General features: G+C 41.0%; 11 protein-coding genes. 7 read left to right on the top strand and 4 right to left on the bottom strand.

The annotated features are described in order from the left end of the window. Nucleotides 1–72: 72 nt before the first annotated feature. Nucleotides 73–1,014, bottom strand: coding sequence for a ribosome biogenesis GTPase YlqF (ylqF, locus tag ABIS04_RS11580; protein ID WP_140234463.1), 942 nt, complete (start codon nt 1,012–1,014; stop codon nt 73–75). A 132-nt stretch (nt 1,015–1,146) separates the two neighbouring features. Then, a complete protein-coding gene (locus ABIS04_RS11575; protein WP_350431164.1) occupies nt 1,147–1,986 on the bottom strand; it encodes a 2OG-Fe(II) oxygenase family protein in 840 nt (279 codons plus the stop codon). 158 nt (nt 1,987–2,144) lie between these two features. Between ABIS04_RS11575 and ABIS04_RS11570 the strand changes: the two genes are divergently transcribed. Continuing rightward, nucleotides 2,145–3,062 carry a bifunctional methionine sulfoxide reductase B/A protein gene (locus ABIS04_RS11570; protein ID WP_350431163.1) on the top strand — a complete coding sequence of 306 codons (918 nt, stop codon included), beginning with the start codon at nt 2,145–2,147 and terminating at the stop codon, nt 3,060–3,062. A gap of 321 nt (nt 3,063–3,383) precedes the next feature. Further along, nucleotides 3,384–4,612 (top strand): IS3 family transposase gene (locus ABIS04_RS11565; protein ID WP_350431162.1). Its coding sequence is split into 2 segments (ribosomal slippage): nt 3,384–3,735 and nt 3,735–4,612, totalling 1,230 coding nucleotides; the frame shifts between segments, so codons are not numbered across the junction. Nucleotides 4,613–4,665: 53 nt separating this feature from the next. Here the strand turns inward: ABIS04_RS11565 and rne are convergent. Beyond that, nucleotides 4,666–8,079, bottom strand: a complete 3,414-nt coding sequence (rne, locus tag ABIS04_RS11560) for a ribonuclease E (RefSeq protein ID WP_350431161.1) — start codon at nt 8,077–8,079, stop codon at nt 4,666–4,668. A 626-nt stretch (nt 8,080–8,705) separates the two neighbouring features. On the opposite strand from rne, the gene rluC reads away from it, so the two are divergent. Together rluC and ABIS04_RS11550 are read left to right on the top strand one after the other, a co-directional pair. Next, nucleotides 8,706–9,662: a 23S rRNA pseudouridine(955/2504/2580) synthase RluC gene (gene rluC, locus ABIS04_RS11555; RefSeq protein ID WP_137226775.1), complete on the top strand. Its 957-nt coding sequence runs from the start codon at nt 8,706–8,708 to the stop codon at nt 9,660–9,662. A gap of 31 nt (nt 9,663–9,693) precedes the next feature. Beyond that, a complete protein-coding gene (locus ABIS04_RS11550) occupies nt 9,694–10,347 on the top strand; it encodes an HAD-IIIA family hydrolase (protein WP_350431160.1) in 654 nt (217 codons plus the stop codon). Nucleotides 10,348–10,532: 185 nt separating this feature from the next. Here ABIS04_RS11550 and ABIS04_RS11545 read toward each other — a convergent pair whose 3' ends face one another. Continuing rightward, the gene (locus ABIS04_RS11545; RefSeq protein ID WP_350431159.1) at nt 10,533–11,153 is read right to left on the bottom strand and encodes a nucleoside triphosphate pyrophosphatase; all 621 of its coding nucleotides are present in this window, start codon (nt 11,151–11,153) and stop codon (nt 10,533–10,535) included. Nucleotides 11,154–11,400: 247 nt separating this feature from the next. Between ABIS04_RS11545 and yceD the strand changes: the two genes are divergently transcribed. The 3 genes from yceD to plsX are packed head-to-tail and all read left to right on the top strand — an operon-like array spanning nt 11,401 to nt 13,158. After that, nucleotides 11,401–11,925 (top strand): 23S rRNA accumulation protein YceD, encoded by a 525-nt coding sequence (gene yceD, locus ABIS04_RS11540; RefSeq protein ID WP_137226778.1) that lies wholly within the window; start codon nt 11,401–11,403, stop codon nt 11,923–11,925. 18 nt (nt 11,926–11,943) lie between these two features. After that, entirely contained in the window at nt 11,944–12,114 is a 171-nt protein-coding gene (gene rpmF / locus ABIS04_RS11535; RefSeq protein ID WP_137226779.1) for a 50S ribosomal protein L32, read from the top strand. Between the two features lie 15 nt (nt 12,115–12,129). Then, on the top strand, nt 12,130–13,158 hold the full coding sequence (gene plsX, locus ABIS04_RS11530) for a phosphate acyltransferase PlsX (protein WP_140234457.1): 1,029 nt from the start codon (nt 12,130–12,132) through the stop codon (nt 13,156–13,158). Nucleotides 13,159–13,165 lie beyond the last annotated feature (7 nt).

Genomic DNA, 13,165 nt, shown 5'->3' with positions numbered 1-13,165 from the left:
AACTAATCACTAAAACCAACAGCTAAGGTTGTTATTCTAAAAGAGTTATTACCAAACTAACTATGCACAAAGTTAATCGTTATGACGCTTGCCAGAACGTTTTAACTTTTCTTGCTCAATCTTTTGTTGCTTCAAGGCTTCTTTTTCAGCCATCTTACGTGCCACTTCAGTTTTTTCTTTTTCAGCCATTTCGGGAGTTTCAAGGCTTAATAAGCCGATTTTCCCTGAACGGTATTCATGCAGTAATAGTTCTGACACTTTATGGTAATCAACTCGTCCGCCAGGACGAAGTGCTCCGCGAGAGCGACTAATGGCTTCGAGTAATTCAATATCGGTGGCTGGTAGCGATTTAAGCTTATATCGTTCACAAATTTCGTCAGGGTAAGCTTTAAGAAAATAATCGGCAGCAAACATGGCGACATCTTCATATTCCATCGCGGTATCTTTGATTGCGCCGGTGACAGCAAGTCTATAACTGCTGGCTTCATTATCCACTTTCGGCCATAAAATCCCTGGAGTATCAGACAGCACAATTCCGTTACGTAAATTAATACGCTGCTGATTTTTGGTGACCGCGGGTTCATTACCAGTTTTGGCAATAGTTCGGCCTGCTAACGTATTAATAATTGTAGATTTACCGACGTTAGGAATACCCATTATCATGGTACGGATGTCTTTTTCCATGGTGTCACGATGTGGCACCAGTTTACGGCAAAGATCTGGAATACTTCTTACCATTCCTGGTTGTAAAGTGGTGATTGCTGATGCCTGAACGCCTTGTTCACGCTCTAAATATTCAATCCACCGAGCAGTGACTTCAGGATCGGCTAAATCAGATTTATTGAGCAATTTAATACAAGGTTTATCACCACGGAGTTGCGACACCATAGGATTTTCACTGCTGTAGGGAATACGTGCATCTAGCACTTCAATAACGAGATCCACTTGAGGCATTGCCTCTTCAATCTCTTTACGTGCTTTGTGCATGTGTCCTGGATACCACTGAATTGCCATGATGTTGCCTTATAATCGAATGCTAGAACGAAGAAAAAAATCTAATCAATATAATGGGCATATTGTACCTTGTTAGATAACTAAAAGCATAAAAAAAGCGCCCTAAGGCGCTTGGTATCTATGCAAATCAGATTAAATAACGCCTAACTCACGTAATCTTTCCATTAAGTAACTGTTGGCTGTGTAGCGCTCAGATAACACCACTTCTGGATTGGGGTGTAAAAATAAAGGTAGTGAAATTCGAGACTTAGTTTTATCAGCACCTTCAGGATTAATGACTCGGTGAGATGTCGACGGGAAGTAACCACCTGAAGCTTCTTGCAACATGTCACCGATGTTAATAATGATGCTGCCAAAGTCACTGGGAACATCAATCCATTCACCGCTTTGGGTTTTAACTTGTAACCCTGGTTCATTTGCTGCAGGTAATAAGGTGATGAGATTAATATCTTCATGTGCGGCAGCGCGAATAGCGCCCATTTCTTCATCACCTTTCATTGGTGGGTAATGTAAAATGCGCAATAAAGTTTGTTGGCTTTGGGCAATCATGTCTGGCAATGGAATAGTATATTTCACTGCCACTTCTGGTGGTGTGTATTGCTCAATCCAGCTCAGTAACTCTGATGCTAAGGCATTGGCATGATCATAATAGGCAAGAATATTTGCTTTTAATGAATCAGGAATACGGCCCCAAGGATACACGTGATAATACTCTTTAATATCTTTTACGTTGTTGCCTTTGGCTGTTTCAGAAATTGATGCTGGAAAAAAACCATCATGAGTTTCTGCTTTAAACAAAAAGTCATGTTTTTGTTCGGATTGAAAGAAACTGTACCATTCTTTATAAATATCTTCGACAAGTTGCTTTTGAATAGGGTGGTTTGATAATACCCCAAAGCCCGTTTCACGAAGAGATTCAACAAAGCGCTCAGCACTATCTGGTGCAAGGTAATCAATTGTATTTAGTTTCATTATGTATTTCTTATTAGTGTGTTGACCCACTGCAATGGTAACCTTAGTCACACTTTGTCGCAATTATTTGCGCGTCTTCGCTTTGCAATGGTTGAACTGATGCCGCAGATCTCACGTATTGTTTATTTAAGCGATAAGTAAACTCAATGAGAACAGTAATGAATAATTTAACTGAATTTGAAAAATACGTTATTGAACAGAAAGGCACTGAACGTCCTTTTAGTGGTGAATATGTCGATCATGATGTTCAGGGCATGTATTTGTGTAAAAAGTGTCTTGCACCTTTATATAAAAGTGAACATAAGTTTAATGCTCATTGTGGCTGGCCTGCATTTGACAACGAAATTGAAGGAGCGGTAAAGCATACTCTTGATGCCGATGGTCACAGAACCGAAATTACCTGTGCACAATGTGGCGGTCATTTGGGCCATGTATTTGAAGGTGAACATTTAACAGAAAACAATATTCGTCATTGTGTCAATTCTGTGTCGATGGTGTTTACACCATTGGATGAACTAAGCCAAGTAAGCTCTGCTAGTACGCCAAACGAGAAAGCAACCTTTGGTGCAGGGTGTTTTTGGTGTATTGAAGCCATTTTTTCGCAGCTTAAAGGCGTACAGAGTGTTAAGTCGGGTTATTGTGGTGGCGACGCCAAAGATGCCAATTATGATGCGGTCTGTTCTGGTCGTACGGGTCATGCTGAAGTAATACAAATTGAGTTTGATCCCGCAGTGATTAGTTATGAGACTTTATTAGCAGTGTTATTTGAAAGTCATGACCCAACGACATTAAATCAGCAGGGTAATGACAAAGGGCCACAATATCGTTCAGCTATTTTTGCTCATAATAGTCAGCAAATTGATGCTGCTAATCGTTTTATTAACGCATTAACGGAACAACATATATGGTCTAAACCGATAGTGACCGAAGTGAGTGCATTTGATACTTTTTATCCTGCTGAGAATTATCATGAAGACTACTTTGCCAAACACGGTGAGCAGCCTTATTGTCAATTAGTGGTTAAACCTAAGTTTGATAAAGTCATGAGTAAATTTGCCGATAAACGTAAAAATTAACCTTGAATTTAATAAAAAGGGGCAACGATTGCATATACAATCGCTGCCCCTTTTTTGATCTGGATCTTTCAATCAACTCTAATCCATTAATGTCACATTTTTTATGCTATCTAACTAATGTCTAGCACGGGCTGACAACCAAGATATTATCGCTGAACTAAGTGCATTCAATTCACTTGAGCATATTAGATCTGATAATTGTATCAGCATGCGCTCTTCGTAAATGGATATATGACAAATAAAAAAGCCATGCAGAGCATGGCTTTTTTGTTAAGGAGTCTGTCCCGTCCTGAGATAAGTTGACACATTGGAGACTTATCTATGAAACCTTCAGTATTAATCAATATAAAACGTACTCAACGAGATTACACATTAGGCTTTAAATTAGCGGTTGTTAGTCAAGTAGAAAAAGGCGAGCTAACGTATAAGCAAGCTCAAGACCACTATGGCATTCAAGGGAGAAGTACCGTCCTAACATGGTTACGAAAACATGGTAGATTAGATTGGTCCCAGCCGATTGAGCATTCACCTATGTCCAAATCTACAGAAACACCCGCCCAGAAAATCAAACGATTAGAGAAACAAGTCTCCAATCTCGAAATGAAAAATATGATTTATGGCGATATGGTCGAGTTACTTAAAAATGAGTACGGTATTGATTTAGAAAAAAAGTACTTAGCCGAACGCTCTGGCTTGCCAAAGAAAAAGGCACTGTAAAGCTAGCGACAGCGAGTCGGCAGTTTAACCTATCAAGACAAGCTGTTTATCAATGGAAGCAGCGCTTAGCAGCAAGAGCTGACATGTTAAAACCGGTGATGACGATGGTTATGTATTGGCGTCAGTTCATGCCCAGAGTGGGTACGCGTAAGCTTTATCAACTCATCAAGCCACAGTTACTTGAACAAGGCATAAAGCTAGGTAGGGACGGCCTATTTCAGTATTTAAAACAACACAATATGTTAGTAAAGCCTAGGAAGAATTACACCAAGACAACCCATAGCCACCATTGGTTGAGAAAACACCCAAACTTACTCAAAGACAGAGTGGTGAAGAGCGTTGAAGAGGTATTTGTCAGTGACATAACCTACGTAAAATCAGACGAAGGAACTCACTATTTATCATTAGTCACAGATGCATATTCAAGAAAAATAATGGGTTATGAATTAAGTGATGAAATGAAACAGTGTGATGTTGTTAAAGCATTGGAGATGACGATAAAGAATCGTCAGACAACCAGTGATGTCATTCATCATTCAGATAGAGGGATACAGTACTGCTCAGCAGAATATCAACGTAAATTGGCTGCGAATGCGATAAGGCCATCGATGACAGATGGATATGATTGTTATCAGAATGCGTTAGCTGAGCGAGTGAATGGTATTTTGAAGCAAGAGTTTTTACTTTACCGCTGTCGTACGATGAAGGAGCTGGCAATACTCATCAAAGAATCTATTAGGATTTATAACGAGTTAAGACCGCACCTTAGTTTAGGAATGAAAACCCCAAACGAAGTGCATGAAAAAGCCAGTCGGGAGTTCCAACTGGCTTAATAAAAACCGTCAACCTATTTTAGGACTAGACAGTCAAAAGATACCTTAAGATGTTACTTACCAGGGCGAGCCATGCCAGATGATGCACTATTACCTTGGGCCACTTTTTCGACGTTGGCTTCTGTTGTTTGTGCTTCATAAGAACGTCCTTGCGGAACAGCTTGTTGTTCACGAACATCGACTGTTGGCTTAGTCATATCTGATGACACCATTGAACCAAAACGACTGGTTTTAACAACAGTTTTAGGTGCAACGTCGGCCGGTGCAGTTTCAATCACATCGACTTTAACTTCTGGTGCGGTTTCTGGTTTAGCCTTGCGTGTAATTGCAGCAGGTTTTGCCATAGGCGCGGAAGCATTTGACGCAACCGCTTTTTCACGTTCAATGTTTCGTGCTGGTTCTGCACTGATGGGTTCTGCTTTAACTTCCACTTCAGCCGTTACCGATACAACAGGTTGCTCTACAACCTTGGTTGGTTCAATCACTTTTTCAGCCGTTGGTTGTACAACTGGCTCAACAGCTTTAGCTTCTACGACATTTTCAACAGCTTTAGTTTCAACTGTTGATTCTACGACAGGAGTCTCTACCGCTTTCGTTTCAACTTTTGCTTCTACAGCAGGAGTCTCTACCACTTTAGTTTCTGCTACCACTTCAACTGGAGCGACTTGTGTTTCTGTTTTCGTCTCGTTCACTTTCACTTCGGTAGGTTGGTCTGCTTTTGTTGCAGGCAGTTTACTTTGTGATTGCTCGGCATCTAGTTGCTTTTCTAGCTCATCAACAGAGGTAAATACTGCAGGTTGAGTAGTGTCACTTTCATCACGACGACGACGTTGACCAGCAGCACGAAGGTGACGCGGACTACGACGACTACGACGTTGACCTTCGCGACCTTCAGCTGAGTCATCATCATTTTCTGCAACCGTTTTCTCTTGGCTTGCAGTTTCTTCAGTAGACGCATTTACGGCGGATGATTGTTCATCAGTCTGTTCAGCATTTACCGTGTCGGTTTTTGCTAGTGTATCTGTGCCAGTTTGGTCATGACCAGCTTGCTGAGTCATGTCAGTTGTTGATAGCGTCGGTGCTATTTCGGCGTTATCTGCAGCAGTTGAAACTGCCGTATTTTTCACTTCAGCAGACGATTCACTTCGGTCTTTTCTTGGCTGACGACGGCTACGAGTAGCTTTTGCTTCTGTTTTTTCTTCAGTTGCTTTGGCTTCTACTGTATTGGTTTCTGACACATTAGCGGCTATCGCTGCTGTGTCTTTATCGATGTTATCGGTGGTGTTAGTGTCAGTTGCTTTTACAACTGACTCTTCATTTTGCTCATTTTCAATACGAACTTTACGACGAAGGTTACGACGTTGACGACGCTCTCGTGCGGCTTCTTGCTTAGGCGACTTTTCAGTACTGACTTTAACTTCAGCAGTTTTAGCCTCAGCAACTTTAGTATCAGTAGTTTGCGGTAGTGGCTTATCTACTTTTTCAGTTTGTGGTTTGTTGCGTGCGTTGTCGTCTTGAGTATTGGTTTTGCTATTTCGATCATTACGCTTGTTACGAGTACGCGGTTCTACACCATCTTTTGGCTTATCACTGTCATTACGCTGACGACGATTGTCATTACGACTGTCATTGCGTTTGTCATTACGATTAGCGTTATCGTTGCGGCTGTCATTACGACGTGGACGACGATTATTTGTCTGACTATTGTTTTTAGTCGGAGTGCTTGGTTTAACTTCTGTAGTGTCGGTGTTGCTATCAGAAAATAATGCACTAATAGCGGATACGATACGAGCAAAGAAACCAGGTTGAGTTGGCGCTGCAGCGGTAGGTGTTTTCGCAACTGGAGTAGCAGCTACTGCTGCTTCTGGTGCTTTTTGTGGTGACGCGAAGCCTTTTAACGCTGGTTCTGGCGAAGCTGCACGTTCAAGTTTACGAGGTTCATACAGATTTGCAGCAGGCTGTTCTACACGCTTGTAGCTTGATTCACAGACTTCGTCATCACTTTTACGACGAACGACACGGTAGTCAGGTGTTTGCATATTAGCATCTGGGATGATGTACACTTCAACTTGATGACGTTCTTCTGTAATACGAATTGCTTTACGTTTTTCATTTAATAAGAATGCCGCCACATCAACAGGCACAATAGCTTCTATTTGGGTGGTATTCTCTTTAATCGCTTCTTCTTCCATTAAACGTAGGATAGAAAGCGCTAATGATTCAGTACTTCGAATCGTACCTTGACCATGACAACGTGGGCATATATGTGCCGCTGACTCTTCAAGTGAAGGACGTAAACGTTGGCGTGACATTTCCATTAAACCAAAACGAGAAATACGGCCTAATTGTACGCGTGCACGGTCATGATGCACTGCATCACGTAAACGGTTTTCAACTTCACGCTGATGACGCACGGGTGTCATGTCGATAAAGTCGATTACTACCAAGCCACCTAGGTCACGAAGACGTAATTGACGAGCCACTTCATCGGCCGCTTCAAGGTTAGTGTTTAATGCTGTTTCTTCAATATCGCCGCCTTTTGTTGCACGGGCAGAGTTGATATCGATAGACGTTAATGCTTCTGTTGGGTCAATAACAATTGATCCGCCTGAAGGCAAACGAACTTCCCGTTGGAACGCCGATTCAATTTGTGATTCAATCTGGAAGTGAGTAAATAGTGGCACTTCAGAATCGTATAGTTTTACGCGTTCTACAAAGTCAGGGCGAACCAAACCAATGTGCATTTTGGCTTCTTCGAAAATACGTGGGTGATCGATAAGGATTTCGCCAACATCACGACGTAAATAGTCACGAATAGCGCGTACAATCACGTTACTTTCTTGATGAATTAAGAATGGTGCTGCTTTACTTTGAGCGGCTTCTAGAATGGCATCCCAATGATGTTGAAGTACTTTTAAGTCCCATTTTAGCTCTGTTGATTCTTTTCCTACACCTGCAGTACGAACAATTAAGCCCATACCATTAGGTACATCTAACTCAGACATCGCTTCTTTGAGTTCGGTGCGTTCATCACCTTCGATACGACGAGAAATACCGCCAGCACGAGGGTTATTAGGCATTAAGACTAAGTAAGAGCCTGCAAGACTAATAAAGGTTGTTAGTGCTGCGCCTTTGTTGCCACGTTCTTCTTTATCAATCTGAACGATAACTTCTTGGCCTTCCTGAACAACTTCTTTAATGTTTGGGCGACCTTGGAATGAATAACCTTTAGGGAAGTATTCGCGACCAATTTCTTTTAGGGGTAAAAAACCGTGACGATCTGCACCGTAATCAACAAATGCAGCTTCAAGTGACGGTTCTACTCGAGTGATTTTACCTTTGTAGATATTAGATTTTTTCTGTTCGTGACCTGGACTTTCGATGTCTAAATCATACAGCTCTTGCCCATCTACTAGGGCTACGCGCAACTCTTCTGATTGAGTTGCATTAATTAACATACGTTTCATGATGACGTGATTCTTCTGAATGAGGTCATCAAACAACACGATTTTTCTGCATTACGGGCCTGAATTAATCGGTATAACCTCACGGTTAGATCCAGGCAATTAGGTGCTCATTACTGTAAAACGCAGTCACTGCGTGTCGCATCCTATTTATGGCTCATTTTCTAATGTTTACAAAAACAAGGAATTGGTTGAGTTTCAACCAACCCCATAAATTATGGTATTTTAATCCGTTAATGCCCAAGTCGAATCGGTTTGTTTGATAACAAGCTAAAATGTTGTTCGAATTTGGGGCGATTTACTACAGTTAAATTAAAATCTTTACTAAATACTTACGGTTTAATTGTACAAACGGTTTTTGTCGTTTTTTAATGAATACAATTTGCAAATCAATGAGTTGCTACCGGTAAAGTCTGTTTTTTTAACTGTTAGTTTTTCGCATTTGGTGAAAGTTGTGAACACTTTATCCACTGTTTACTCTCAACCTGTGGGCAAATATAGCAACAATCGTTATTTTCAGCAATCAAAAGCCCATATTCTTTCATGTATTTATTTCAAGTCTTATGTGGCAATAGCCAAGCATTTACAAGATAAGGTACACTATTGGGGTCCCCACTATATGGCGCATCATGAATACTGAAACTACTCCCCAAGTTGAATACGTGACTATCGACGAAGATCATTTTGAACAACGAATCGATAATTTTTTGCTAACTAAATTAAAAGGTGTTCCCAAAAGTATGATCTATCGGATCGTACGTAAAGGGGAAGTGCGGGTGAATAAAAAACGTATTAAACCTGACTACAAATTACAAATAGATGACATTGTTCGTATACCACCCGTTCGAGTTGCAGAAAAAGACAATCGCAAAGCACCTTCGCCTAATTTATCGAGAGTGTCGCAGCTTGAAGACCGTATTATCCATGAAGATAATCATTTAATTGTCCTAAATAAACCTGCTGGTATTGCCGTGCATGGTGGTAGCGGTGTTGATTATGGTGTGATTGAAGGTTTGCGTTCACTGCGTCCGCAGCAGAAGTTTTTAGAATTAGTACATCGATTAGATAAAGATACCTCTGGCGTTTTGCTTGTGGCTAAAAAGCGCAGTGCGTTAAAGCATTTGCATGAGCAATTACGCAGTAAAACCATGCAAAAAGATTATCTAGCTCTGGTTCGAGGTGATTGGCAAGCAAGCGATAAAGTGGTTAAGGCACCATTATTAAAAATCACCTTAAAGTCGGGCGAACGTATCGTACGGGTTAATAAAGAGGGTAAAGAGTCGGAAACTCGTTATAAAATCATGCAACGTTACCAGGGTTGTACTTTGGTTAAGGCGAGTCCTGTGACTGGACGTACTCACCAAATTCGGGTGCATTGTCAATATGCTGGCCATGCAATAGCTTGCGATGATAAATACAGCGAACAGCAATTTGATGACAGTATGCGTGTATTGGGACTAGACCGTCTTTTTTTACATGCGGCGGAGCTTAAATTTACTCATCCTGAAAATAATGAAATCATGCGAGTTAAAGCGCCTTTAGATCCAGTGTTACTCAATACGCTTGATAAATTAAAAAGAGTCTAGCACCCACAGCGGTGTGTAAATGAAGTAAGGAATGGTATTGGATAGTCAAGATAAGGCTTTTGAGCTGGTCATTTTCGATTGGGATGGCACACTCATGGATTCGGTAGGTCACATAGTGTCTTGTATGCAAGATGTAGCACGAGAGCTTAGTTTGCCTATTCCATCAGAACAGCAAGTGAGAGATATTATCGGCTTATCTTTACCTCAAATAATGCCGATTCTATTTGCTGAGTATCAGAATCATCAGCAGATTATTAGTTGCTATCGACGACACCATATTGCTAATGAGCAACCTACGCCTTTATTTGAGGGCGTCGAATCGCTGATCCGCAATCTACATGCCGCAGGTTATCAATTGGCTGTAGCGACGGGTAAAGGACGCGAGGGGCTAGATAAAGTACTTGAACTCACGGGATTAGGTCAGTATTTCCATGCGACACGTTGTGCAGATGATGCTGAAAGTAAGCCGCATCCTGAGATGTTATATTCGCTATTGACTCATTTTGATATTACTGCGGATAGAGCCATTATGATTGGTGATTCGGTTCACGATTTAACTATGGCCAATAATGCGGGTATGGCGGGTATTGGCGTGAGTTATGGTGCCCATAGTGAATCAAGATTGAGAACGTTAAAGCCACGCGCAATTGTCGACCAGCCACTTGAGATACGTCAATATCTTTAACTTTGTTGGCTTATGTTTATGATTGAACTTGACCACGACAACTATAGCAGCGTCGGATAGTACGTACTGTCGACGCTGTATATCATTAGCTTACTAATTTTCTGCGCTGCATGTCCTGTTATTTTACACGTATGTTCACATTTCTAAAGTTAACCATTTCCTCATAATTAACCGGCATTAAACCATTATTTTATGGAGTGTTCAGATTCTTTGCTGAGTACATCAACGCCGTGCTGTTCTAGTAAATAAATAAGCTTAATCAATGGCAGGCCGATTAAACTATTAGGGTCATCACCTTCTAAACGATCAAAAAGAGCAATACCTAATCCTTCACATTTAAAACTCCCAGCACAATAAAGAGGTTGTTCTGCGTCGATGTAATAGCGAATTTGCGCAGCAGATAAATGCTTAAAATGTACTGTAAATGGTTCAACATACGATAACATTTGTTTAGTGACATTATTGAACACCGCAAGACCAGTATAAAAAGTGATTGCTTGGCCTGAAGCAGCGCTTAATTGAGCTATCGCATTGTCGATTGTATTTGGCTTGCCGATAATCTGACCGTTAATTAACGCAACTTGATCTGAGCCAATAATGAATTGTGTCACCGGTGTTTGACCAATTAAGTTTGCGCCAGCTAATGCTTTTTGTTCTGCCAACCTTTTCACTAAGGCTAATGCTGTTTCATCTTTAAAAGGCGTTTCATCAATATCAGGATTAACACAGTCAAAAGGTAACATTAATTTTCGCAATAATTGCTGACGGAAAGGTGAGGTTGATGCAAGTACAAGTTTGAATTTCATTGGGTTTGTTTCATTATTTCTTGGCTAATAACAGAATATTAGTCAGTTTACTGTATTCATCAATGTAAATGGATCATTTTTCTCGAGTAATGCTTGTGTGATGGGGCTGGGTTCGGTAAAATTTGCCAACTTTTAAATTTAATGCCGGATTGAAGAGTATCTAAAGTTCATTTTTAGGTGAGGTTACCGTATTTTTACGGAAATTTTCTTTGACTCCAGCGTTTTCAAACTATAATATGCGCGCCTTATGCAAACAGTAAAGATACCGGTTTCAATTGATCCTATACGCGCTGCCTCGAGTAGTCTTCGATATGAAGGTTTCATTTTAGGTAAGCAATTAAAGCGATTAAGCGAGTTATGTGCCGGCGACTGTTCCGACGTAGTTGTGTCGTTAGAATGTGGTGTCGATTTACAGGGGATAGTCTACCTTCGCGGGAAGGCTGTGACGGAGCTCACTCTGCTATGTCAACGCTGCATGACACAATTTACTACTGAGGTTACGGTCGACTTTTGTTTTAGTCCTTGTAAGACTGAGGCAGAAATCGATGAGCTCCCGGATGCGTATGATCCAATTGAGTGTAATGAGATTGGCGAAGTACGTCTGCATCAATTGATTGAAGATGAATTGATAGTCGCTATGCCTATTATTCCGATGCATGATGATAGTAATTGTAAGTTGGGATCGAAAGATATAGTTGTAGGCGAGATCGAACCCGCTCATGAGGAGCGTCCAAATCCGTTTGCAGTGTTAGAAAAACTGAAGAGCAAGTAATCGTAGGAGACAGGTCCAATGGCTGTACAAAAGAATAAAAAATCACGTTCAAAGCGTGGTATGCGTCGTTCACATGATTCATTGAGCACTGCTCAATTGTCAGTAGACGCTACTAGTGGTGAAATTCATCAACGTCACAATGTGACTGCTGATGGTTTTTACCGCGGTGTAAAGGTTATCAACAAGTAATTTGTTGTTAATCTAATGAAAGATCTGACGCTTGCGTTAGATGCGATGGGGGGCGATCACGGTCCCCACGTAACAGTGCCTGCAGCCTTGCAGGCATTGAAATTTCACACAAGTTTAAAAATTATTTTGGTTGGTAATGAAACCGAAATAGAAAAATATCTACCTCAAACATCCTCTACTGATTTAGCTCGCATAGAAATTATCCATACCACTGAAGTTGTCACCATGAGTGATAGGCCAATTCATGCTTTGCGTTCGCGTAAAAACAGTTCCATGAGAATTGCGCTTGAACTTGTTCGTGATGGTAAAGCCACTGCTTGTGTCAGTGCCGGTAATACCGGTGCATTAATGGCAATGGCTAAAGTGCTATTAAAAACCTTACCTGGTATTGATAGGCCCGCTTTGGTGTCTTGCTTACCGACCATGACAGGAAAGCCTGTTTATTTGCTTGATTTAGGTGCAAATGTCTCTTGTGACTCCGATACCTTATTCCAGTTTGCAATAATGGGGTCGGTATTATGTGAAGCAGTCCATAAGAAACCCCGTCCTAAAGTGGCATTACTTAATGTCGGTATTGAAGCGATTAAGGGCAATGATCAAGTTCAACAAGCAGGGCAAATTCTTCAACAGACTGAACAAGTCAATTATATTGGCTTCGTTGAAGGGGATGAAATTTATACTGGTAATGTTGATGTGATTGTCTGTGATGGCTTTGTCGGCAATATTACTTTAAAAACGTCAGAAGGGATTGCCAAGTTATTAGTTCACCAATTAAAACGTGGCTTGAATGATGGTTTTTTTGTTCGTTTACTCTCCAAACTCATCGCTCCTCGTATACAAGCTGTTCTCAATAAGATGAACCCCGACCACTACAATGGTGCAAGTCTGATAGGATTGCGCGGAATAGTAGTAAAGAGTCATGGTAACGCGGATGAAGCTGCATTTTTACAAGCATTAAATTTAGCAGCAACAGAAGCAAAACGTCGTCTTCCTGAAATGATTAAAGATCGTTTGGAGTCGATTCTTTTAGACATCAATAGCTGATCTCATA

Origin of the sequence: Shewanella sp. H8 (assembly GCF_040285065.1) — a bacterium.
GTDB lineage: Bacteria > Pseudomonadota > Gammaproteobacteria > Enterobacterales > Shewanellaceae > Shewanella > Shewanella polaris.
Note: the sequence above shows the minus strand (reverse complement) of the source record. Positions and strands in the feature narration are given on the sequence as shown.